At 67.4% G+C, this 22,650-nt stretch carries 22 protein-coding genes; 13 read left to right on the top strand and 9 right to left on the bottom strand.

Annotation, left to right across the window (positions count from 1 at the left end):
* Positions 1-88: 88 nt before the first annotated feature.
* A complete protein-coding gene (gene mgtA / locus AC1DZV_RS15865) occupies positions 89-2,824 on the bottom strand; it encodes a magnesium-translocating P-type ATPase (protein WP_476951727.1) in 2,736 nt (911 codons plus the stop codon).
* A 242-nt stretch (positions 2,825-3,066) separates the two neighbouring features.
* Here mgtA and AC1DZV_RS15860 point away from each other — a divergent pair, with 242 nt between their 5' ends.
* Positions 3,067-3,801, top strand: coding sequence for a GAF and ANTAR domain-containing protein (locus tag AC1DZV_RS15860; RefSeq protein ID WP_476951728.1), 735 nt, complete (start codon positions 3,067-3,069; stop codon positions 3,799-3,801).
* Positions 3,802-3,825: 24 nt separating this feature from the next.
* On the opposite strand, the gene AC1DZV_RS15855 is transcribed toward AC1DZV_RS15860, so the two are convergent.
* From AC1DZV_RS15855 to AC1DZV_RS15840, 4 genes are all read right to left on the bottom strand, one after another.
* Positions 3,826-4,620 (bottom strand): alpha/beta fold hydrolase, encoded by a 795-nt coding sequence (locus AC1DZV_RS15855; RefSeq protein WP_476954075.1) that lies wholly within the window; start codon positions 4,618-4,620, stop codon positions 3,826-3,828.
* A gap of 171 nt (positions 4,621-4,791) precedes the next feature.
* On the bottom strand, positions 4,792-5,001 hold the full coding sequence (locus AC1DZV_RS15850) for a hypothetical protein (protein ID WP_476951730.1): 210 nt from the start codon (positions 4,999-5,001) through the stop codon (positions 4,792-4,794).
* A 95-nt stretch (positions 5,002-5,096) separates the two neighbouring features.
* Positions 5,097-5,510: a VOC family protein gene (locus AC1DZV_RS15845; RefSeq protein WP_476951731.1), complete on the bottom strand. Its 414-nt coding sequence runs from the start codon at positions 5,508-5,510 to the stop codon at positions 5,097-5,099.
* An 89-nt stretch (positions 5,511-5,599) separates the two neighbouring features.
* Positions 5,600-6,166 (bottom strand): type 1 glutamine amidotransferase domain-containing protein, encoded by a 567-nt coding sequence (locus AC1DZV_RS15840; RefSeq protein WP_476954074.1) that lies wholly within the window; start codon positions 6,164-6,166, stop codon positions 5,600-5,602.
* Positions 6,167-6,340: 174 nt separating this feature from the next.
* Here AC1DZV_RS15840 and AC1DZV_RS15835 point away from each other — a divergent pair, with 174 nt between their 5' ends.
* From AC1DZV_RS15835 to AC1DZV_RS15810, 6 genes are all read left to right on the top strand, one after another.
* Positions 6,341-8,215, top strand: coding sequence for a Na+/H+ antiporter (locus AC1DZV_RS15835; RefSeq protein WP_476951733.1), 1,875 nt, complete (start codon positions 6,341-6,343; stop codon positions 8,213-8,215).
* Positions 8,216-8,363: 148 nt separating this feature from the next.
* A complete protein-coding gene (locus tag AC1DZV_RS15830; protein ID WP_476951734.1) occupies positions 8,364-8,609 on the top strand; it encodes a DUF2630 family protein in 246 nt (81 codons plus the stop codon).
* Positions 8,610-8,644: 35 nt separating this feature from the next.
* Positions 8,645-9,685 (top strand): CapA family protein, encoded by a 1,041-nt coding sequence (locus AC1DZV_RS15825; protein ID WP_476954073.1) that lies wholly within the window; start codon positions 8,645-8,647, stop codon positions 9,683-9,685.
* Positions 9,686-9,888: 203 nt separating this feature from the next.
* Positions 9,889-11,037, top strand: coding sequence for a multicopper oxidase domain-containing protein (locus AC1DZV_RS15820; RefSeq protein WP_476951736.1), 1,149 nt, complete (start codon positions 9,889-9,891; stop codon positions 11,035-11,037).
* A gap of 297 nt (positions 11,038-11,334) precedes the next feature.
* Positions 11,335-12,699, top strand: a complete 1,365-nt coding sequence (locus AC1DZV_RS15815; protein ID WP_476954072.1) for an ammonium transporter — start codon at positions 11,335-11,337, stop codon at positions 12,697-12,699.
* Positions 12,700-12,983: 284 nt separating this feature from the next.
* Positions 12,984-14,264: a S8 family peptidase gene (locus AC1DZV_RS15810; RefSeq protein ID WP_476951738.1), complete on the top strand. Its 1,281-nt coding sequence runs from the start codon at positions 12,984-12,986 to the stop codon at positions 14,262-14,264.
* A gap of 101 nt (positions 14,265-14,365) precedes the next feature.
* On the opposite strand, the gene AC1DZV_RS15805 is transcribed toward AC1DZV_RS15810, so the two are convergent.
* Together AC1DZV_RS15805 and AC1DZV_RS15800 are read right to left on the bottom strand one after the other, a co-directional pair.
* Complete coding sequence (locus AC1DZV_RS15805; RefSeq protein ID WP_476954071.1) at positions 14,366-15,046, bottom strand: response regulator; 681 nt, start codon at positions 15,044-15,046, stop codon at positions 14,366-14,368.
* On the bottom strand, positions 15,039-16,379 hold the full coding sequence (locus AC1DZV_RS15800; RefSeq protein WP_476951740.1) for a sensor histidine kinase: 1,341 nt from the start codon (positions 16,377-16,379) through the stop codon (positions 15,039-15,041). The genes AC1DZV_RS15805 and AC1DZV_RS15800 overlap by 8 nt, the downstream gene beginning before the upstream one ends.
* A gap of 122 nt (positions 16,380-16,501) precedes the next feature.
* On the opposite strand from AC1DZV_RS15800, the gene AC1DZV_RS15795 reads away from it, so the two are divergent.
* The 6 genes from AC1DZV_RS15795 to AC1DZV_RS15770 all read left to right on the top strand — a co-directional run bounded on the left by AC1DZV_RS15795 (position 16,502) and on the right by AC1DZV_RS15770 (position 20,679).
* Positions 16,502-17,860: an LssY C-terminal domain-containing protein gene (locus AC1DZV_RS15795; RefSeq protein ID WP_476954070.1), complete on the top strand. Its 1,359-nt coding sequence runs from the start codon at positions 16,502-16,504 to the stop codon at positions 17,858-17,860.
* A gap of 97 nt (positions 17,861-17,957) precedes the next feature.
* A complete protein-coding gene (locus AC1DZV_RS15790; RefSeq protein ID WP_164468554.1) occupies positions 17,958-18,107 on the top strand; it encodes a hypothetical protein in 150 nt (49 codons plus the stop codon).
* A 204-nt stretch (positions 18,108-18,311) separates the two neighbouring features.
* On the top strand, positions 18,312-18,953 hold the full coding sequence (locus AC1DZV_RS15785; protein WP_476954069.1) for an NADPH-dependent F420 reductase: 642 nt from the start codon (positions 18,312-18,314) through the stop codon (positions 18,951-18,953).
* Between the two features lie 184 nt (positions 18,954-19,137).
* Complete coding sequence (locus AC1DZV_RS15780) at positions 19,138-19,275, top strand: hypothetical protein (protein ID WP_476952449.1); 138 nt, start codon at positions 19,138-19,140, stop codon at positions 19,273-19,275.
* Between the two features lie 3 nt (positions 19,276-19,278).
* Entirely contained in the window at positions 19,279-19,434 is a 156-nt protein-coding gene (locus AC1DZV_RS15775; protein WP_476951744.1) for a hypothetical protein, read from the top strand.
* 225 nt (positions 19,435-19,659) lie between these two features.
* On the top strand, positions 19,660-20,679 hold the full coding sequence (locus tag AC1DZV_RS15770) for a zinc metalloprotease (RefSeq protein ID WP_476954068.1): 1,020 nt from the start codon (positions 19,660-19,662) through the stop codon (positions 20,677-20,679).
* A gap of 55 nt (positions 20,680-20,734) precedes the next feature.
* Here AC1DZV_RS15770 and AC1DZV_RS15765 read toward each other — a convergent pair whose 3' ends face one another.
* Complete coding sequence (locus AC1DZV_RS15765) at positions 20,735-21,496, bottom strand: DUF4386 family protein (RefSeq protein WP_476954067.1); 762 nt, start codon at positions 21,494-21,496, stop codon at positions 20,735-20,737.
* 160 nt (positions 21,497-21,656) lie between these two features.
* A complete protein-coding gene (locus AC1DZV_RS15760) occupies positions 21,657-22,568 on the bottom strand; it encodes an SDR family oxidoreductase (RefSeq protein ID WP_476951747.1) in 912 nt (303 codons plus the stop codon).
* Between the last annotated feature and the right edge of the window lie 82 nt (positions 22,569-22,650).

The following is a 22,650-nucleotide window of genomic DNA, read 5'->3' as shown; positions in this document are numbered from 1 at the left end:
CATCGGCCATCAGTCGTGTGCTGCTGAAACTGGTGCGCTCCTACGGGTTCCCCAAACCCGAACAGGACCAGGTGGCCGCTGCCTCCAACTATCCGCCCGCGCCCGAAACCCTGTGAGGGCCTTTATGCCCGAGTTTGCGTCGACGGCGCCAGCCCGGGCCCCGGTGGACGAGCAGCGGCCTGGCCGCCGGGATGCTGAAACGGGCGGCCCGGCGGGCAATGCGGTGGGTCTCGCCGCGGTGCCGGAGCACCGCCGGTCCGCGTGAAACAGGCTGCTGGGCGGCCCGGGCGTAGAACCAGACTTTCGCCACTTCCACCAGCACCAAATACACCACTGCCATCCCGAGCAAGGCGAGGAAGAACGGCACGGGCAGCGGATCGAAGCCCAGCACGCCGGCCAGGGGCGAGAACGGCAGGTACACCCCGAGGGCCACCACGCCCAGGGAGGCACCGACCAGGCCCAGCGACGGCCTGCTCCGGAAGAAGGGCACGCGCCGGGTCCGGATGACGAAGATGATCAGCGTCTGCGTCACGATGGACTCGATGAACCAGCCGGCCCGGAATTCGCCCGGAACCGCGTCGAAGACGAAAAGCATGAGGGCGAAAGTCGCGAAGTCGAAGATGGAGCTGATGGGGCCAAACAGGAACATGAAACGCCGGATGAAGCCGATGTCCCAGTGCGATGGGGCCACCAGCTGTTCCTTGTCCACCCGGTCGCCCGGAATGGCCAGCTGGCCGGCATCGTAGAGCAGGTTGTTGAGCAGAATCTGGCCCGGCAGCATGGGCAGGAAACTCAACACCACGGAGGCCGTTGCCGCGCTGAACATGTTGCCGAAGTTACTGGACGTGCCCATGAGAACGTATTTGATGGTGTTGGCGAAGATCCGCCGGCCTTCCATGACACCCTCGGCCAACACCCCCAGGTCCTTGTCGAGCAGCACGACGTCGGCGGCGTCCTTGGCGACGTCGGTGGCGCTGTCGACCGAAATGCCGATGTCCGCGGCATGCAGTGCAAGGGCGTCGTTGACGCCGTCGCCCATGAACCCGACGGCGCCGCCACTTAGCCGCAGCAGCCGGATGATCCGAGCCTTCTGCTCCGGCGACACGCGGGCGAAGATGCTCGCCTCCCGTGCGGCGGCGGCCAGCTCCGGATCGGACATGGCCTCGACGGCAGCGCCGCTGAGCGTCCCGCCGGAGAGCACGCCGAGTTCGTCACAGACCTTTTCGGCGACCCTGGCGTTGTCGCCGGTGGCGATCTTGACCGTAATGCCGAGCGCCTCGAGCTGGTCAAGGGAGGCCCGTGCATTGGCTTTGGGGCGGTCGAGGAAGATGAGGAACCCGGCAAGGACCAGATCCTTCTCCTCGGGCGGCGTCAGGTCCTCCAGGCCGCCTGCAGGTCGCGTTCCGACAGCCACCACCCGGGACCCGGCGTCGAACTGCTTGTCCAGCATCGCCTGCACGTCCGCCGGCGTGCCCACGCAGAGCGCCAGGACATCTTCCGGCGAGCCTTTTGTGATGATGCGGGCAGGTCCGTTCGCTTCGCGCACCAGCACGCTGGTCCGGCGGCGCTGGTGGTCGAAGTCTATGACGTCCAGGCGTTCGTAGAGCTCCGGCCGGAAGCCCGCCGCGTCGGGTGATTCCCAGAGGGCGGCATCCAAGGGGTTCAGGCCGACCGTAGAGAGCCTCGCCTCGGCGTATTCGGCCTCTGTCGCCAACAATCCGAGCGTGAGCAGCTCAGCGGGCTCGATGCCCGCGCCGACGGGCAGCGCGGCGGTGAAACTGATCCGGCCCTCGGTCAGCGTCCCGGTCTTGTCCGTGACCAGGATGTCCATGTCGCCCAGGTCCTCGATGCAGACCAGGCGCTTCACCAGGACCTTGCGCCGGGCCAGTTGCCGGGTGCCCGTGGCCAGGCTGGTGCTGACCACCGCGGGCAGCAGCTGCGGAGTGATGCCGACCGCGATCGCCAGGGAGAACAGCAGGGATTCGATCACGGGCCGGTGCAGCATCAGGTTTGCGACGAAGATGAGCGAGCTCAGTCCGATGGCCACCTGCAGCAGCAGGAAGGAGAACCGTTTGAGGCCCAGCTGGAACTCGGTCTGCGGCTGCCGTTCGCCCAGGCCCAGTGCAATCCGGCCGAATTCCGCCCGGCCCCCGGTGGCGACCACCACTGCCGTGCAGCTGCCGGACTGGAGCACGGTCCCCATGAAGAGGCAGCTGGTCAGGTCCGCCAGCGGGGCATCCTGCGGCACTGGCGCAGGATCCTTGGCGACCGGCAGCGATTCCCCGGTCAGGATGCTTTCGTCACACAGGAGGTCCTTGGCCGTCAGCACCCGCATGTCCGCCGGAATGATCGCGCCGATCCCCAGGTGGACGACGTCGCCAGGCACCAGCGCGGTGACGTCGATTTCGCCCGGACTTCCGTCGCGGACGACGACGGCGCGGTGCGTGACGCGGGAATGCAAGGCCTCCGCAGCGCGTTCGGCCCGGTATTCGTTGCTGAACCCCAGCCCGACGCTGACCAGCAGGATCACGCCGATGACGATCGCGTTCGTGGCGTCCCCGAGAAACAGTGAAAGCCCGGCGGTGATGAGCAGGAGGAGCAGGATGGGGCTGGCCAGCTGCCGGCCCAGCACCGACCACCCGCTCGCCATGTGGGTCCGCACGGCGTTCGGCCCGATTTCCGTCAGGCGCCTGCCCGCTTCGGCACCCGTCAGTCCGTTCCCGCCCGAGCCCAGCTCGTCCAACACGGCGGCAACGGGCCGGCCCGCGGCGCGGGCGATCGCCAGCGGGGCGGAGGGTGAGTCCTTGACGTCCAGGTCTGGCATGGGGAATCCGTTCGCGACATTTCGCCTAAGGCACAGCTTATGCCCGGACGAACGGTTCAGGAGCCGTCGGGTCCGGAGCCCGTGTGGAACCTGCGTTTCGCGGATGTATATACTCTCCCGGTACGGTTTTGCAGCGAGCCGTTGGATTGTTCTTCGATCCGGCCGCTGCCGTATCCGCCCCTTGCCGCGGTGGGAAGCACAGCCGGGTCGTCTTGACCTGAGTGAAACGGCACAACAGACAAGTGGTCAGCGAGTCAACCGCAAATTCAATAAACCAGCAGCTGCATGAACTGGTGCTCAGCAGCTCCGACGTCGAGGACTTCCTCTGGGAGCTGGCCCGTGTATCCGCGCGCAGCCTGTCCGAGCCCGGGGATGAGATCCTGTGCGGCATCACGCTCCTTCGGGAAAAGAAGGCGGCCACCGTCGCGAGCAGCAGCCCCGCCGCGCAGGCCATGGACGAAATCCAGTACACCTTCGGTGACGGCCCTTGCATGACGGCTTCCCGGGAACAGGAAACCGTCCACGTTGAGGACCTTGAACTCGATGGCCGTTGGCCGCAGTACGCCGCGGCGGTGCGGGGGCACGGCTTCCGGTCGATCCTGGCGCTGCCGTTCCTCCTGGAAGGCGAGACCCGGGCCGCCCTGAACCTCTATTCGCACCGTCCTTGCCGGTTCGATGACCGCGCCACGGAGCTGGCCCGTGACTTCGTCCACCAGACCTCCATGGCCCTGCGCCTTGCCGTCCGGTTCGCGCACAGCAGCGATACAGCCGCCAACCTCAAGGCCACCCTGGAGACGCGGACCGTGATCGACGTCGCCGTCGGCATCATCATGGCGCAGAACCGCTGCAGTCAGGACGAGGCGTTCGAGCTCCTGAAGTCGGCCTCCAGCGCCCGGAACATCAAACTCCACGCCGTCGCGGCCGGGGTGGTCGATTCACTCGGGCAGGGCCCCACCCGGACCCACTTCGACGTCTAACCCTGCCCCGGTCAGGCAGTGCGGTCAGGCCGGGCTTCCGGGCAGCGGCTCGCCCGCCGCCGCGCCAAGGCCCGTGAACGCCAGAATGCCGTCCCGCACCTCGAGGGCCCGGTTGTGCTGGACGACGTGCCCGGTTCCCTGCACCTCCAGCAGCCGCCCGCGGCTGGCGAGCCCGGCCAGCCGGCGGCACCAGCCTGCATCCGCGATGGGGTCGTTGGCGCCGCGCACCACGAGGACCGGTGCGCTGACGCCGGCGATCTTCTGTTCCATCGGGTACTCCATCATGACCTGCAGGGTCTTGAAGTACCAGGAAGGGCCGCAACGCAGGTAGTCGGTAAAAACCAAGGCATTCGAGGAGGGGCTCTCGTAGAACAGGCAGTCACGGCCCAGCGCCAGGGCCATCTGTGCCACGGATCCGTGCCTGGGGTCCACCACGGGACCCATCAGCACCACATTCGAGATCTGTTCCGGCTGCTGAAGGGCCGCCTCCAGGGCCATCTGTGTTCCCATTGAGTGCCCCACCAGCACTATTTCCGCGACGCCAAGCTGCTCCATGGCGCCGAGGATGTAACGGGCGTGGTCGGCAATGGACAGCTGGTACGCAGGCTTGGGTGTGGCACCGAATCCCGGCAGGTCGATGGAGTAGGTCTCCATCGACCCGGCCAGGAGCCGGTGCAGCCGGCGCAGGTAGCGGTGTGACGCGCCGATTCCGTGGATGAGCACGACGGCGGGCGCGGACCCGCCGGCCATTTCGCGCGAGGCGAAGATGAGGCCGGCATGGCCCGCGGCTGAAATCTCCAGGCGAACCGGACCTGTCATGCTGTGAACGACCGCGGCGGGGAGCACGGGTACAGGAGGGACCACGTGGCAACTGCCGGGGTCATGAAGGGCTCGTTTCGTCGCCGGGTGGTCAGCCCAGTCTAGTAAGCCTGCTGGCCTGGGCCCCGACGCCGTGCGGGGCGGGCGGCCCTTTCAGGATGAGCCCGCGGATCAGTTGTCCCGCTTGTCCCGCTCCTCGAACTCCTCATCGAGGTCAAAGTGCCGGAATTCCGTCTCCGGATTCGGCTCCCCCTCCACCACGTACTCATAATCCAGTTGGCGCTCGACTTGGCTGTCGAGGACCTGAAGGTCCTTGTCCGGCAACTTGCTGAGATCTTCCGGGAAGTCATCTTCCGGGCTGAGGTGCAGCTTCTCGGTCATTGCATGGCTCCCTTGGCCAGGGGATGGACTCGTGCTTGCACTGTCCTGGCTGCATTCAGGATAGCCCTTACTGCCGGCGCGGCCGAGGGCCCGTCCTAGGCGGGCTCGGAGCCGACGTTCACCAGCCAGTCCACGCCAAACCTGTCCTTGCACATGCCGAAGATGTCGCCCCAAGGTGCCTTCTCCAGCGGCATGGCGATTGTGCCGCCATCGGCCAGCTTGTCGAAGTAGCCGCGGAGCTCAGCTTCGTTGGATCCGCTCAGGGACACGGAAAAGTTGTTGCCCGGGGTGAAGTCCATGCTGTTGGGCGTGTCCGCGCCCATCAGCACCATGCCGGCGTCCGTCCTGAGCTGGGCATGCATGATTTTCTCCTGCTCCGCCGGGTCTTCGCTGGCGTGGTATTCGGCGAAGGTACTCATGGTCAGTTCCCCGCCGAACACCGACTGGTAGAAGGTCATGGCGTCTTTCGCGTTGTCGCGGAAGCCGAGGTAGGGATTGAGCGTAGTCATGTCCGAAACTCCTTGCTGTTGGGGCGCCGGCCGGGCGGCAACGACGACGGTGCACGGTCCGCCCCCCCCCCGCTGCGGCGGGAGTACGGCTACGGCGTCTGGCCTGCGTGCTCGCCTTCGGCGATTTCCTCAAGGAGTTTGGCGTTGAAGGCCGGAAGGTCACGCGGGCTGCGGCTGGTCACCAGGCCCTGGTCCACCACGACCTCCTCGTCAGTCCAGATCGCGCCGGCATTCCTCAGGTCCGTCTGCAGCGTGTGGTACGAGGTCAGGTTCCTGCCGCTGACCACGCCGGCGTCAATGAGCAGCCACGGGCCGTGGCAGATGGCGGCGACGGGCTTGTGCTGCTCGAAGAAGGCACGCGTGAACGCCTGGGCCTCCTTGTCGACTCTGAGGTGATCGGCGTTGACCACGCCGCCAGGGATGACCAGGGCGTGGAAATCGGCGGCATCGGCCCGCCCCACGGCGAGGTCGACGGCGAACCGCTGCCCCTTGTCGGTGCCGTCGTAACCCTGCAGCTCTCCGCTCTTCGGCGAGACCAGGGTTGGCACACCGCCGGCTTCCTTGACGGCATCCCACGGGCTGGTCAGCTCCACTTGCTCCACACCGTCCGTCAGCAGGAACGCGACCTTCTTGCCGGAAAGATTGTGCTCTGACATATGTCCTCCTCGTGCCGGGCGCGGGCCGGGCAACATTCGTTCAGTGCCGGCGCCAGCGCAGTGTCCCACTTGGTTTGCAGACTTAACTCTAGAAAACCACCAAGTCGTAAGCAAGCTGATGATGCATTGCAGGGACCCCGCCGGCACAGGACGGGAAGCTGAGAGAATAGGCCAATGGAAGTCGCTTTCGGGCTGCTGGCCCTCGTAGCCATCATCTGTGCCTGCAGCGCACTGGGCCAAAGGATCAACCTCTCCGTCCCCCTGCTGCTGGTGCTGGTCGGCGTGGTGTGCTCGTTCCTGCCGTTCGTACCGACCATCGAGCTGAACCCCGAAATCGTTCTGGTCGGGCTGTTGCCGCCGTTGCTCTATGCGGCGGCGCTGCAGACCTCGCTGTTCGATTTCCGTTCCAACCGCCGCTCCATCGGCCTGTTGTCGGTGGGCTACGTCATTTTCGGCACCGTCAGCATCGGGCTGGCGGTCGCCTGGCTGTTTCCCGAGATCCCGCTGGCGGCCGCCATGGCCCTGGGCGCCGTCGTCGCGCCCCCGGACGCCGTGGCTGCGACGGCGATTGCGCGAAAGGTGGGCATGCCCCGCCGGGTTGTCACCATCCTGGAGGGCGAATCGCTGGTCAACGACGCCACGGCGCTGGTCTGCCTGCGTGCTGCCATCGCCGCGATCGCCGGGGCTGTCTCCGCCGCGGAGATTGCCGGCGGCTTCGTCCTGGCCGCCGGCGGGGGCGTGGCGGTGGGCGTTGCCGCGGCCTTCGTACTCACCGCGCTCCGCAAGCGGATCCGCAACGTGGCCATCAACACTTCCACCTCCCTGATCGCCCCGCTTGTGGCCTATCTCCCGGCGGAAGCGATCCACGCCTCCGGCGTCCTGGCCGTCGTCGTCACCGGGCTGATCATGGGGACCAAGGCGCCGTCCATGCCAAACGGGGCGGCACGGCTGAGCCAGCGCAGCAATTGGCACACGGTCCAGTTCCTGCTGGAGAACTCCGTTTTCCTGCTGATCGGGCTGCAGGTCCGGACCATCATTGAGGGCGTCCGGGATGACTCGCTGGGGCCGGAACGGATTTGGTTCGGCTGTGCCGCCGTGCTGCTGGCCGTGCTGGTCCTGCGCCCGGTTTGGGTCTTCCCCGCAACGTACCTGCCGCGGCTCATTCCCGCGGTCCGGCGCAAGGATCCCGCGCCGCCCTGGCAATTTCCGGCGATCGTCTCCTGGGCCGGCATGCGCGGCGTGGTGACGCTTGCCGCCGTCCTGGTCCTGCCAGCGGAGCTGGAGCACCGGTCGGTCCTGATCCTGATGGCCCTCGTGGTGGTGGCCGGCACGCTGACCCTGCAGGGTTTCACGCTCCCGGCCCTGGTCCGGCTGCTGCACGTGAAGGGACCGGACCAGCGCGAGGACGCGCTCAACGAGGCGTCGCTGATGCAGATGGCTACGGCGGCGGGCGTGCAGCGGCTCCAGGAACTGCGTTCGGACGCCGATCCCCCCGAAGTCGTGGCGATGCTGAAACGGCGCACCCAGGAGCGCGGGCTGGCCGCATGGGAGCGGCTGGGCCGGCCGTCCGCCGAAGCCGCCACCCCCAGCCAGCGGTACGCCCAACTCCGGCTGGCGATGCTGGACGCGGAGCGCACCAAGGTCCTCGAGCTTCGGCGCGGCGGCGGATACGCGCACGAGGTCCTGGTCAACGTCCTTGACCGCCTCGACGTCGAAGAGTCCATGCTGGACGCCGCACTGGAGGAACCGGACGCGGACGGCGGCAGCGGCGGCGAGGGAATCGCCCGGCCCCGCGGCGTTTGTCCGCACCTGGAGTCCGCCCCGGATCTCACCGTCCCGTCTGGTCCCTCCTGTGAGGCGTGCGAACGGGAGGGGACGACGACGGTGCATCTGCGGATGTGCCTGCAGTGCGGCAACGTGGCCTGCTGCGATTCCTCGCCGGGAACCCACGCGTACAAACACTTCCAGCTCAGCGGCCACCCCGTCATGCGCAGCGTCGAGCCGGGCGAGGACTGGCGCTGGTGCTACCCGGACGAACTCCTTGGCTAGGCCGCAGACGCCAGACAGCGCCGTCCGGCGCCGGGCCCGGGCGCCCCTGTTCACCGCACCATCCCCTCCGTAGGCTGGAAGGGGACCTGCTGGAAGTGGACCCTGCGAAGAGAAGGCGGCCCGCCGCCGTCGGACGAAAGAGGACACCATGGACAACCAAGACATCCTGGAGCGCATCAAGGCCCTGGTGGAGGAGGAACACGGCCTCCGCGAAGGCTCAACCCAGTCTGGCGGGACCGGAGGCCCGGACGTCCTCCGGCTGCAGCAGGTGGAAGAACAACTGGATCAGTGCTGGGACCTGCTCCGCCAGCGGCGCGCGAAAAAAGACTATGGCGAGAACCCCGACGAGGCGGAAGTGCGGCCGGTCAGCGAGGTCGAAGGCTACCAAAGCTAGCCCCCGGCCCTGACAGGCAGGCAGGCAGGCAGTCCATGCTGATCGCGCTGCTGGGAGACGTCATGCTGGGCCGGCTGGTGAACCGGCACCTGGCAGCGGCCAGGCCTGCCTACCCGTGGGGCGACACACTGGCGGTCCTGGAGCAGGCCGATGTCCGCGTCGCCAACCTCGAGTGTGTCCTGGCGGCCGGCGGCGAGCCCGAGCCCGGCAAGATCTTCCATTTCCGCTCGGACCCGAAGAATGTGGCCAGCCTCCTCGCGGCCGGGATCGACGTCGTCTCGCTCGCCAACAACCACGTCCTGGATTTCGGCCAGGACGCGTTCGGGGAGATGCTGCCGGCGCTGGACGGCTGCGGCATCCTCCATGCCGGGGCCGGCCCCGACCTGGAGACCGCCCGCCGCCCGGCCGTGTGGCGCGKGGGCGCCGKCGCCGTCGGATTCATTGCCTTCACAGACAACGAGCCCGGCTGGGAGGCGGGCACCGCGGCTCCCGGGGTCTACTATGTCCCGGTGGACGACGTTTCCGTTCATGACGTTCCCGTGACCGACGATCCCGTGACAGGCGGCGGCGGCCGGCGCCGGGCACGGCGGGACGGACTCTTGGAACTGGTCGCCAGGACCAAGGCCCGCGTCCAGGTCCTCATCGTGTCAGCCCATTGGGGCGGCAACTGGGGCTACGACGTCCCGGCCGGGCACCAGGACCTTGCCCGGGACCTCATCGAGGCCGGGGCCGACGTCGTGTTCGGCCACTCGCCGCACATATTTCGCGGCGTCGGCATCCACCGGAACCGTCCCATCATCTTCAGCGCCGGGGACTTCATTGACGACTACGCTATGGACCCGGTCGAGCGCAATGACCAGTCTTTCGTGTTCATGCTCGACACCGACGCCGGCGCACCCCGAACGCTTCGGCTGCATCCGACCATCATCGCCGGATTCCAGGTGCGCCTGGCCCGCGGATCGGCACCCGGCATTGCCGCCCGGATGCAGCGGCTGAGCGGTCAGCTGGGCACGCGCGGCCACTGGAACGCCTCCGGCCGCTGCCTTGAGATTCCGCTGGACAGGCCGGCGTTTTAAATCACAGGTTCTGGAATGCAGACCAAGGTTGGTCAAAGGTCCCCCTGTTACCGTTCCGTCAGGCCGTGTCATCCCGCAGGCCGGATTTGGAAGGGGACAGCATCATGGGCGAACACGCCATGACGCCTCGGCAAGCACGGATGGCACCGTTATACTGGCCGCGATGGATCGTGCTCATCATGGTTGTGGGGATGGTGGCGGTCTTGGCCCCAATTATCGTCATCTCCGGATCAGCCACCGCAACGGCGCCTGCCAAGGGGAACTACGTGCCGCAGACGCGCACGTACTTCATCGGCGCGGATGAGGTCGACTGGAACTACGCGCCGACCGGCAGTGACCAGATCACGGGTAAGTCGTTCGACGAAACCGCCGCCGTCTTCACTCAGCAGGGACCGCAACGCATCGGCAGCACCTACATCAAGTCCCTGTACCGGGAGTACACCAATTCCTCCTTCCGGACGCTCAAGCCAAGGACCGCTGCCGACGGGCATCTAGGCATGCTGGGGCCGGTCATCCGCGCCGTCGTCGGAGACACCATCAAGGTGGTCTTCAAAAACAACCTGGACCGCCCCGTCTCCGTGCATACCCACGGCGTCTTCTATGACAAGGGCAGTGAAGGTGCCCCGTACAACGACGGGACCAGCCCGGCAGATCATCGGGACGACGCTGTCGCCCCGGGGATCGTCTACACCTATAGCTACAAAGTTCCGGACCGTGCCGGCCCCGGCCCGATGGACGGCAGTTCCGTAATGTGGATGTACCACTCGCACACGGATGAAGTTGGCGATGACTACGCCGGCCTGGTTGGTCCCATGGTCATAACGAAGGCCAGCGCCGCGCGCACGGACGGCACCCCGTTGGATGTGGACCGCGAATTTTTCGTGCAGTTCAAGGTCAGCGACGAGAACGCCAGCCCATACCTGCAACGCAACATCACCAGGTTCGCCGGGGACCCGGCTTCGGTGGACCCGGGCAATGAAGAGTTCGAGGAGAGCAACTTGATGCACTCCGTCAATGGCTACGTCTTCGGCAACCTGCCACTGGACGCCATGACCATGAAAAAGGGCGAACGGGTCCGCTGGTACCTTATGGGCATGGGCACTGAGGTGGACCTGCACACCCCTCACTGGCATGGCAACACCGTGACGGCTTTGGGAATGCGCACCGATGTAGTGAGCTTGCTCCCGGCGACCATGGTGACGGCCGACATGGTCCCTGACGACCCCGGCACGTGGCTGTTCCACTGCCACGTCAACGATCACATCAGCGCCGGAATGCTGGTCCGCTACCGGATAACCAACGCAACGGCCCCCCGCAACGGCAACAGCGTCCACTCCGGCCACACGTCGTAACCGGAAATTCGTCGCGCCGGTGGCCCGCGGAGCGCCGGCAGTGGATCAGCGACGCGCCGTCCGCCGCCCCGGCCCTCCGGCGCCGCAGAACGGCATGCGTCCGGCGGCCACATGAGGTCCCGTTTACATTCCTGAAACATGCCGGTCACGCGAACTTCACGCCGTCGCGATTCCCGTAACGTGCCCGCAACTTTTCGCCTCACTCCCGGAAACATGGCTCCGCGAGGATTAAATCCGGATCGGGGGGCCGGCGGCGACGTGTCCCGGTACGGAAGACTGACGAGAAGGGACCCGCCGGTGGAGCTCACTGCTGGAAGCGTCTGGATGATTGTGTCGGCAGCGATGGTTCTGCTGATGACCCCGGCCCTGGGCCTGTTTTACGGCGGGATGACCCGGGCCAAGGCCTCGCTCAACATGATGATGATGAGCTTCGTCGCGGTGGGGATCGTCGGCGTGGTGTGGGTCCTCTGGGGCTACTCGATGAGCACCGGGCAAGGCGTCCTCGGCGTGGTCGGAAACCCGTTCGCCAGCTTCGGCCTGAGCGGCCTCATTGGTTCGCCGGACCTGATCAAGGCCGGCTACAGCGCCACTTTTGCCATCCTCACCGTGGCCCTCATCAGCGGCGCCATCGCGGACCGCGCGAAGTTCACCTCCTGGGCCCTCTTCGTCCCCATCTGGATCACCCTCGTGTACTGCCCCCTGGCCTTCATGGTCTGGGGCGGAGGCCTCATGAGTGCCGGCGGCGCCGTAAGTGCCGTCTTCGGCCAGGTCATCGATTTCGCCGGCGGCACCGTAGTGGAAATCGCGTCCGGAACCGCGGCGCTGGTCCTGGTCCTGATCCTGGGCAACCGGCACGGCTTCGGCAAGGACCCCGGTCACCGCCCCCACAACATCCCCTTCATCATGCTCGGCGCGGGCATCCTGTGGTTCGGCTGGTTCGGCTTCAACGCCGGCGCCGCCACCACCGTGGAGCAGGCCGGCCTGATCTGGGTGAACACCCTCGCCGCCCCTGCCGCAGCCATGATCAGCTGGCTGGTGACCGAGAAGGTCCGCCATGGCCACCACACCTCCTTGGGCGCGGCGTCCGGCGCCGTCGCCGGCCTCGTGGCGATCACGCCGTCGTGCGCCAACATCAGCCCGCTCGCCGCGCTGGGCCTTGGCTTCGTGGCCGGTGCGGCCTGTGCCGTGTTCGTGGACCTGAAGTTCACGTTTGGCTTCGATGACTCGCTCGACGTCGTCGGCGTCCACCTCGGCGGCGGCCTGATCGGCACGCTCGCCCTCGGTTTCATTGCGCTCCCGGTGGACGGTGCCGGCGGCGGGCTGTTCTACGGTGGCGGGCTCCACCAGGTCATCGCACAGACCGTGGCCGTCCTCATCACGGTGGCCGTGTCCGGCCTCGGGACCGCGGTGATCGGACTCGCCATCCACAAGACGCTGGGTTTCCGGGTCAGCCGCGAGGACGAACTCGCCGGAGTCGACCGGTCCGAACACGCCGAGACCGCGTATGCCTTTGCCGAGCTCGGTTTCAGCCGGTTCAACCCGTTCGGCCACCACACCGGCGCGGCCTACACCGGCGCGGCCCACGCCGCGACGTCGGCCCACGCGGCTGGCCGGGCACAGGAAAACGCCTCCGCACGCGCAAAGGAAGACAGCCTCGTCTGAGCCGGCCGCCGGGGCCGGCTGAAGTTTTTCCAAAGGGCCCGGGTGTAAGACGCGGTCGGAGGCTTAAGATATGGGCGGGGGGCACTCGAATTAGCGAACTCGCTTAATGGGAGGCCACGATGTTCAGCCAAGCCAGCCGCAAGGCATCAAAACCGAAGCTAACATCGGTGGCGCGGACCCCGCGCAGACACCGGCGCAGGTCCCTTCCCAGACCGGACACATTTTGGTTCGGGCGCGGGCTGGCCTCACTGGCGGCCTTTGCCCTGGCGGCTGGCGGCGGCCTGGTGGCGGCAGCCCCTTCGAACGCCGTCAATCCGGCACAAAACTACATCGTGGTGCTCAAGGACGGCGTCGTGGACGCCGGAGCGGCGGCAGCCGCCCAGCAAAGCGCCTACGGATTCACGGCATCGAAGGTCTACCGCAACGCTGTGAACGGCTACTCTGCCAACCTGACGGCGGCCCAGGCGCAACGCGTCCAGGCCGACCCCAACGTCGACTTCGTCACGGCGGGCCGGACCTTCCAGCAACCGCGGGATCTTGGAACCGCGGCCACCCAGGAGACGCCGTTTTGGCGCAAGCGGATCGCCGGAACCAGCTCAGACGTCCGGAAGGCCCTCGACCGGGGGCCAAGCCGGATCAACGTCAACGTCGCCGTGATCGACAGCGGCATCGATGCGACCCACCCGGACCTGAACGTCAAGGGCGGCGTTGACTGCCAGTCCGGCTCCCCCGTCGATGTGACCCCCGTTGACGTCCTGGGGCACGGAACTTTCGTCGCTGGCGTGATCGGCGCCCGGAACAACCGCCTGGGCGTCATCGGGACCGCCCCGGGCACTCCGCTGTGGTCTGTCCGTGTGGTTGACGACGCCGGCCTGATCTCCGAGGAAAGCCTGATCTGCGCGATTGACTGGGTGACCTCGACGCGCAAGGACGATGACGACAGCAACGACATCGCCGTGGCCAACATCAGCATCGCCGGCGGCGCCGCGGACACTCCCAACTGCGGCAAGGGCACGGACCCAATGCACTACGCCATCTGCCGCTCGGTCCGGGCCGGTGTCACCTATGCCGTCGCGGCCGGCAACGCCGGTGAGGACTTCGCCAACACAGTGCCGGCCACGTACGACCAAGTACTGACCGCCACCGCCATGGGCGATTTCGACGGAAAGTCCGGCGGGGATGCCGCCCCGATCTGCGGCCCCGACGACTTTTCGAAGTACGGGCAAAAGGATGACCAGCCGGCATTCTTCTCCAACTTCGCCACCACGAGTGACGACAAGGCCCACACGGTCGCCGGCCCCGGCGTGTGCATGCTCTCCACCTGGCCCGGCGGCTACAACGTAAGCAACGGCACCAGCTTCGCCAGCCCGGCCGTGGCAGGGTCCGTGGCCCTCTGCATCAGCCAGAAGGCCTGCACGGGTTCAGCCGAAGATGTCATGGAGCAGTACCTGGACCTGACAAAGTCGTACTCGAAGCGGCACCACGACTACGGCTTCGGCGGCGATCCCATCCACCCGATCGGAGGACAGTACTACGGATACCTGACCCAGACGGTGAGCTTCTGACGCTACGGCAGTGAGGAATCCGGCGGCGCAAGTCGCCGCGCAAGCGGCCCTCGGCGAGTCTCAGCCGAGGGTCCAGCCGGGTTTCAGCCCAGCAGCGGGTTTCAGCCCAGCAGCCGGCGTTCATAGGCGAAGGCCACCAGCTGGAGCCGGGTCCCGAGGCCCAGCTTGCCCAGCACGCTCCTGAGGTGTGTCTTGACCGTCGCCTCGGATACGAACAGGCTTCCGGCGATCTCACCGTTGGCCAGCCCCTTGGCCGCGAGCAGGAAGACGTCCCGTTCCCGGGCAGACAGCACCTCCAGCGCGGACAGGTCCGGTCCCCCGGCCGGCACGGTCCGGGCGGCATGCTGGAACAAATCCTGCACTGATCCCGGAGCAATCACGGAGTACCCGGAGTACACGGTCCGGATCGCGGCGAGCAGGAACTCCGGTTCGGCGCTCTTGAGCAGGTAGCCGCTGGCCCCGGCGTGCACGGCGTCAACCACCGCTTGGTCCCGGTTGAACGTGGTCAGGGCGATGATCTTCGGCGCGCCGGTGCCTGCGGCCTCCGCCTGCCGCACGATCCGCCGTGTGGCACCGACGCCGTCAAGGACCGGCATGCGCAGGTCCATGAGCATCACGTCGGGGCACCGTTCGACGGCGAATGCCGCCGCCTGCGCGCCGTCGCCGGCTTCCCAGGCCATCGCCATGTCGGGCTGGCTCTCCACCAGCATCCGGATTCCCGCCCGGAACAGGGCCTGGTCATCGACAATCGCCACGGTAATGGCCGCCCTGGCGTCAGCCACGGTCGCCGGCTTCGGCCAGCGGCATTCCCGGGCGCGCTGCAGGGCTTCCCGCAGGAACCAGGTCCGGCTCCGCGCTGGCGGCGGCAGCGTCGGCGTCGGCCGTCCTTGTGCCGTAGGGGATAAAGACGGTCACCCGGTACTGCTCGCCATCCGGGCCGGACGTCATCCAGCCTCCGGCGAGGTGGGCGCGTTCCCGCATCCCGGCGAGGCCGCGGCCCACCCGCGTTTCGGCGGCGGGGTCCGGGCTGTCCCTGCCTGTGGTCTCCGGGATCCCGGAGGCCGCATGCAGGGTCAGCCCCGGGCCGCTCCAGTCCAGGTGCAGCCGCACCGCGGAGCCGCGGCCGCCGTGTTTCAGGGCGTTGGTCAGGCATTCCTGGATAATCCGGAATACGGCGAGCTGCTGCCCGGCGGAGAGCTCGGCGGGCGCGCCGGACTCGCTTTGTTCGATCTTGAGGCTGCCCTGCATGCGCGCCACGAGGGGCCCGACGTCGCTGAGCCGGGGCTGGGGCGTGACCATGCCGTCGTCGTGCACCCCCTCGATGACGCGCTGCGCGTCCACCAGGGCGCTCCGGGCCGACGTCGCGATGTTCTCCAGGGCGTTAAGCACGGCCCTCGGCTGGTCCTTGCTCAGGTAGCGGGTGCCATCCGCCTGCGCCGCGATCACGGCCAGTGAGTGGGCCAGGACGTCGTGCAGGTCCCGGCCGATCCGGGTCCGTTCCTGCTCCACGATCAGGTCCACCTCGGCTTCCCTGAGGCTGGTCTGGGCGATGGTCCTGGCCTGGAAGAGGCTGCCGCGTTCCTGGTACATCGCCAGCAGAAGTCCGACGGCGGCGCAGGCTGCCGCGATCACCAGCAGCAGCGAAAAGAGTTGCCAGCCGTAGGCTCGAAACGTCCACCGGTCGCCCATGTACAGTGGCGGGAACCAGCCGACGCCGTTGCCGTAGCGCCAGGACAGCATCAGGAAGGTCATGGCGGCGGCGAACACCACGTTGGCGGCCGCCGCAATGAAGCGTGTCCTTCGCCGGGCCGTCCATTGGATGAAGGCCAGGGACACGAACGCCCCGAGGTAGATAGCCCAGTGGTTGGCGTGCATCGCGGGAATGGCGTACCCGAGTTGGCCCGCGAGCAGCCCTGCCGTGAATCCGAGCGACGCGTAGGGCTTCCAGGCGGCGCAGGCAATCGCTGCCGTCATGAGGATCAGCGGCCACGTCCCCTCCCAGGTGTGGAGGCCCGGGCCCATCCGCCCGGCCTCGGCCACGCACCACAGCGTGAAGAAGAGAACGGCCGCCGCAGGGGCGCCCCAATGCCGCAAAACTTTCAGTAGTGGTTCCATGCTGTCACCCTATCCACGGCGGCTGTCACAGGCAGGTCACATCCGGCCGCGCTCCACCTTGGGGCCAGAAGATTCATCTTTCGAGCCAGCCCTCCGTCGACAGCGGGCGTAGTATGGCGGCCATGACCAAGGCAGCGGTTGAGGTCACAGCTCCCGCCGAAGCGGTGCCGTACTCCGTGCTGGACAGCGTGTTCTTCGTGGTGGGCGGAGTTGCGGCTGTGTGGCTGACCGCGCTGCTCGTGCAGTTGAGCTTCGAATGGGGCTGGGCGCAGGTCTGGTTCCTCTTCATCTTCTGGGCCCTGCTCGCCTATCTGGTGCTTCCCCGTCTGCACCGGATCCTGACCCGGCTCTACGTTCCGGACTACTTCATCGGCCGGGCGCGCACCAGCGACGGGCTGCTGGGTGATCCCGTGAACATAGCCCTGCTGGGATCGGAACCGCAGATCCATGGCGTGATGCGGTCCGCGGGCTGGACAAGGGCCGATGACGTGACCCTGGCCAGCAGCCGGCGGATCGTCTCCTCCACCCTCCTGCGCCGCAGCTATCTTCAGGCCCCGGTCAGTCCGCTGTTCCTGTTCGGCCGCCAGCAGGATTTTGCCTACCAGCAGGAAGTCGACGGCACCCCGGGCAAACGGCACCACGTCCGCTTCTGGCGGTGCCCGCCCGGCTGGCTGCTGCCGGGCGGGCTGGCCGTCGACTGGTTGGCGGCCGGCACGTATGACCGCAGCGTCGGGCTGTCCCTGTTTACCCTGCAGATCACCCACAAGATCGATGAGAACACCGACGCCGAACGCGACCATGTGGTCGGCGCCATTACCGGGGCCGATCCCGCGGCCGGGCTCAGGGTGATCCGTGATTTTTCCACCGGCTATCACGCGCGCAACGGCGGGGGTGACACCATCAGCACCGACGGCAATCTCCCGATCGTCGATCTCCGGCAGACCGTCGCGGAGCCGACCGCTGCGGGCTTGCTTGCGTCCGTCTCTGCCCCGGGCGAGGGCCGCACCAGGCGTCCTTCGACCACGATTGTTGGGGCGGTCTTCGTTGGTGCCCGCGCGGCGGCGGCCGCGCTGCTGGCCCTGTCCCTGGTGCTCTTCAAGGACGCGCACGTCGGCTCACTCGTGCAGCCCGTAGCCGGCCCGGCGGTCACGGAGGCCCAGGCGGAATTGGCCGTCAGCGCCGCAACGGTGGTTGTCCTGCTCTTCGCCGTGGCCGAGATCCTGCTGGCGTGGTTCGTGTTCCTCGGCCGAAACTGGGCCCGGACGGTGGCCATGGCGCTGAGCACGGCCGCCATCTGCTTCCAGGCCGTCGATGTTTTCTACGGCGGCCCGGACATCACCCTGAAGTCCAATCTCCCCGGCCTGACCCTGGACATCCTGTTGCTTCTGGCGCTCTCCAGCAAGCGGTCCCGCGACTATGCCCTGCGTCCCCGCAAGGAAGTCAAACGGGATTCCAGCCGTCCCGGCGGCCGGACGCCCTGAATCCCCAGGATCCAGGGGCCCTTGACAGCCCTCTCGCTGCGGGAGCTAGATGTTCAAATAGCCAGCAATCCACCGCAGGAGCAGCTAAGGAGCGGACATGAGCGACGACTCACAGGCGCCCGAGCGTCACCACAGCGAGACCCCCGCCGAAGGTGATGCAACGGCTGAACCCTTCGACGACCGCGCCCATTCCCAGGACGCAGCAGAAGGCCCGGACACCGACGACGAACCGGGCCCCACGGCCTAGCCTCGCTACGCGCTAGCCTCCCTACGCGCGAGCCTCTCTACGCGCGAATTCGCCGGAACGCTGCGGGCTCGCCGGAACTTTCCGGCGAGCGGGGAAGCTTCCGGCGACTTGAACTCGCCTGCCGCGGCCGGTGTCCTGACGGTCCCCGGCGCACACAGTCCTTAACCGGCGAAATATCTTCGCCTGCCAAGGTGTTGCTCCGGCATGACAACAATCGGAATCATCGGTGCAGGACACATTGGCGGCCAGATCGCGCGCAAGGCCGTGGAGCTCGGCTACGACGTCGTGATCAGCAACTCGCGTGGACCGGAAACCCTGGCGGACCTCGTCGCGGAACTGGGGCCCCGGGCCCGGGCCGCAACGCCGGCCGAGGCGGCCGCAGCCGGCGACTTCGCCGTCGTCACCGTGCCGCTCAGGAGCATCCCGGACGTCCCCGTGGAACCGCTGGCCGGCAAGATCGTTCTCGACACCAACAACTACTACTGGGAACGCGACGGGCATATCCCGGCCGTGGATGCCGGCGAGGCCACCACGTCCGGCCTGCTGCAGGAGCACCTTCCCCAGTCCAAGGTGGCCAAGGCCTTCAACCACATCATGTTCTCCCAGATCACCACGGACGGGACGCCGGCCGGCACCCCGAACCGCCGTGCCCTGGCCACGGCGAGCGACTTCCCGGAAGCGGCCGAGCTGGTGACCAGGCTCTACGACGAATTCGGCTTCGACACCGTCAACATGGGCCCGCTCGCCGAAAGCTGGCGCACGGAACGGGACCGCCCGGCCTACGTGATCCGGCAGAACGCGGCCGAGCTCACAGAGAACCTGGCCAAGGCACCGCGCACCATCTGACCCGTCCTGGCCCGGGCGCGCGAATTCGCCGGAAGCCCGCGAGGTCGCCGGACTTTTCCGGCGGGCTCGCAGCCTTCCGGCGAATTCGGCCAGGGGCTAGGCGCTTGGCAAGCAGGCCGGCGTCGGCGGCGGCCGGGTCGAGGGTGGGCAGGATGGCGCCGGACTTCATCTGAGGAACCACGCCGTGGGACACGACGCCCAGGACGGTGTCCGGGACCGCGAGGATCACGACGTCGGCGTCCTTGATCGCGTCCTCGGTGGTGCTGATTTCCCGGACTTGGGCGCGGACGCGGCCCTGGCCTGCCGGCGAGTTTTCGCGTAGTAGATGGCATCGGCCCTGGCTGAGCACCGCGGGATCTTCCTTGCCCTGGAATCACGCGATGAGGCCGCCGTGACGGCGGCCATGCGCTTCCACATGGACACGGCCTCCCGGCGTCTCCTGGCCGGATTCGACGCGGACCAGGGCTCCGCCGGAGGCTAAAATGGACTAACGCCTTCGCCTCGACGCGCGAATTCGCCGGAAGCCTGCGAAGTCGCCGGACCTTTCCGGCGCTCTCGCAGGCTTCCGGCGAATCCGGGCGGGAGCGCGCGGCGCCACCGCAGGACCCGGGGAAATCCTGAACGGGGACGACTCCCGGATGGTCATTCCCCTATGCTGTAGGGGATCCATCTGGGGAGATGGGTCGCATGCAACGAGGGGGACAAGTTGCGTTCAGACTTTGGCGGCCGGGACTATCCGGCTGGGGACGACTCACGCTTCTATGAAGGCGCCCCACGGGGCGGCGTCCGCCGCTCCGCCAGCGGGCGAATTCCACAGTGGGCAGTCGACGAGGCCCTGGGCAAGCTCGAGGACCCTGCCCCGTGGCGCGAAGTCCCCGGCGCTGGCGGCAAAACTCCGAAAATTGTCCGGCCCCGCCGGAAGCGGCCACGGCGCGCACGTCACTGGGGCAAATCCGGCACCTTTGTTGCCATTGCCCTAATCGTGGGGTTGAACTTCCTCCCTCCGCTGTTCGAGCGGTTTGTAATGGCCCCTGTGCGCCCCTACCTGCCCGGCGCCACCGCGCCGCCGCCCGGGGTTGACGCCGCAAATTCCCCGCTGGGAAGGCCGCCGGTCAGCAGCGGCTCGCATGCTTATGCACTGCATCCGGCCCCGGACGGAGTTCAGGGCTTCACTGCCTACGACCCCTGCCGGCCGGTCCACTACGTCGTCCGGCCGGACAACGCGCCGCCCGGCGCAGAACGGTTGATCAGCGAGGCCGTGGATGAGGTCTCGGCTGCCACCGGGCTGCACTTCGCGGCCGATGGCGTCACCTCCGAGGCACCCACCGAGCAGCGCAAAACCTATCAGCCGGACCGCTACGGCCGGAGGTGGGCCCCCGTGCTGATCGCGTGGTCTTCTCCGGAGGAAGTCCCGCAGCTTGCAGGAAACGTTGCCGGGCGTGGCGGGAGCACAGCCGTGAGTGTCTCCGGACGCCCCGCCGTCCTGGTGTCGGGCCAGGTGGCTTTGGACGCTCCCGATCTCGCCAGGATCATGCTGCGGCCGGACGGTCCCGCCTATGTCCGTGCCGTCATCCTGCATGAGCTCGGGCACGTTGTAGGACTGGACCACGTCGACGATCCGACTCAGCTGATGCACGCCGAAAACAGTGGGCTGACCGGGTTCGCCGCCGGCGACCTCGCCGGACTGGCTTTGCTGGGCTCCGGCCCCTGCGTCCCGGAACTCTGACGGACGGGACGACGACGGCGGCTGAACCTCCCGCCGTCGGGGTCCGCCAGCCGCGTCACCGGTCGCGGGCCGGCGCGTCCTTCCCGAACCAGGCCCTGACCAGGAGCCACACGGACCACGCCAGAACAAGGACAATGCCGGCCAGTGTGGGAACGGAGTTTGCCGGGGAGAAGCCTTCGGCCCCGATGATCCAGCCCTGCGCGAGGTAGGCGAGCCCGGACAGCGCCATGAGATAGCCGATTACCCGGGAGATGCGGCGCGCCCCGACAACCACGGCACCGGTCAGGACCAGGGCCACGCCCAGCACGACGCTCTGATAACTGCGCATGCCCCACTCCAGCCAACGGATACCCTCGGCCGTCGCAAACCGCGCAGCTTTCTCCGGTTCCGGAGCCGCAACCCAGGCGTCCACTGCGTGCTTGAGGGCAACGCCGTCGACGGCTTGGAGCGCGGCGTAAAGTGCCAGCGCGGCGACCGCAGCGACAGCGCCGAAGCGGGCCGTCCAGGCCAGGGCCCCGTCCGGTGCTTCCAGGACCACCAGCAGGACCAGCAGCCCGGAGATGATAAGCGCCATGCCGGCGAACTGGCCGAGGTGGACCGCCGTCCAAATACCGCTGCGGGCGTACTCCGCGAACGTCGCCGGGTGGTCGTTTGCGCTGGCCGTGTCGGCATGGAGCAACCCGGCGACCACGGACATTACGAAGCCGGCAAACGCCAGGGTGGCGGCGAGGCGAAGCGGTGCACGGGCTGATGACGGGCGCCCAGACCCGGCCCAAGCCGCCGGCCGCGGATTATGATCTGTGCCGTATTTTTTCATGGCATCGCCCGTTTCGTGCCGACGCGCGGGTGCGCGAAGTGCGCGCCTAAGCGCAGGCTACGCCGATTGCGTCCGCGGAGCCACGGACCTTTGACCGGCATGTCGCGGCCGCACGTGCGACCCGGCGGGACCGCCCGCTAATCCGGGCCCGCTGCACCCATTAGGACTGCGCTCGTCCATGGCCCAACCGCGCAGCGAAGCGCGCCACCGCGTCTTCCGGAGTTGGCGCGGGACCGAAGAGTTCTGCCTGGCGGCTCGTCTTGGCCACGTAGCGGCCGGTATCGAACCAGGCCGCCATGGCTCCCATGTCTTTCATGAGCGGGGCTGACTTTCCCGAAACCTTGCCTACAGCTCGGAGCAGTCCGGCGGGAATGGACACGACCCTGATTTTCTTGTTCGCCAGCCGCGACACCAGACCAGCGCCTTCCTGCATGCTGATCGGCCGGCTCCAGCCCAGATCGATGCGCTCCCCGGCGACGATGTCCGCGTCAACGGCTTCCGCGAGATAAGTCGCGACGTCGCTGACCAGAACGAATGTCAAAGGCACGCTTTTAGAGCCAAGCCAGACGATGCGGCCCTTCTCGAACGGGTCACCGCCCATCTGGGCGATCTGATCGAAAAATGCTCCGGGACGCAGGGCCACGAACGGGACGCCGAGTTCTTCAAGTTTGTCCTCGGCGAGCTTCTTGTGCCAGAAATGCGGCACATTCGGTGTCTGGTCGCTCGTGAGGATGCTCGTTAGCACGAAGCGCGGCACCCCGGCTTTGCTGGCGGCGATGGCGAGATTGGCGTTGCCACGCGTATCGATCTCGTGGGCGTTCTTATTCTTCCCGGTGTACCCGGCCGCCGTCGTGATCACAGCGGCGGCGCCGGTCATCGCGGCGACGAGCGAATCGAGGTCGAGCATGTCGCCGCGGGCTATCTCGACGCCTTTGGCCTCGAGTTTGCCCGCGTCCGAGCTCGGGCGGACAAGCGCCCGCACCTTCTTGCCCCGGTCAAGAAGCTGGTCGACGACCTGCCCACCGAGCGATCCCGTTGCACCGACAACCAGCACGGGTTCCTGTTCAGACATTGTTATCTCCTAAATGTTTTCTCTGCGGCAGCTGCGAAGGGCGGGCACCCGGGTAACCCGGGTAATGAGCCCAAGGAGTTCG

The organism is Arthrobacter sp. P1_D12 (assembly GCF_056406175.1).
The sequence above is the reverse complement of the archived record's forward strand: the minus strand, read 5'-3'. Positions and strand labels throughout refer to the sequence as shown.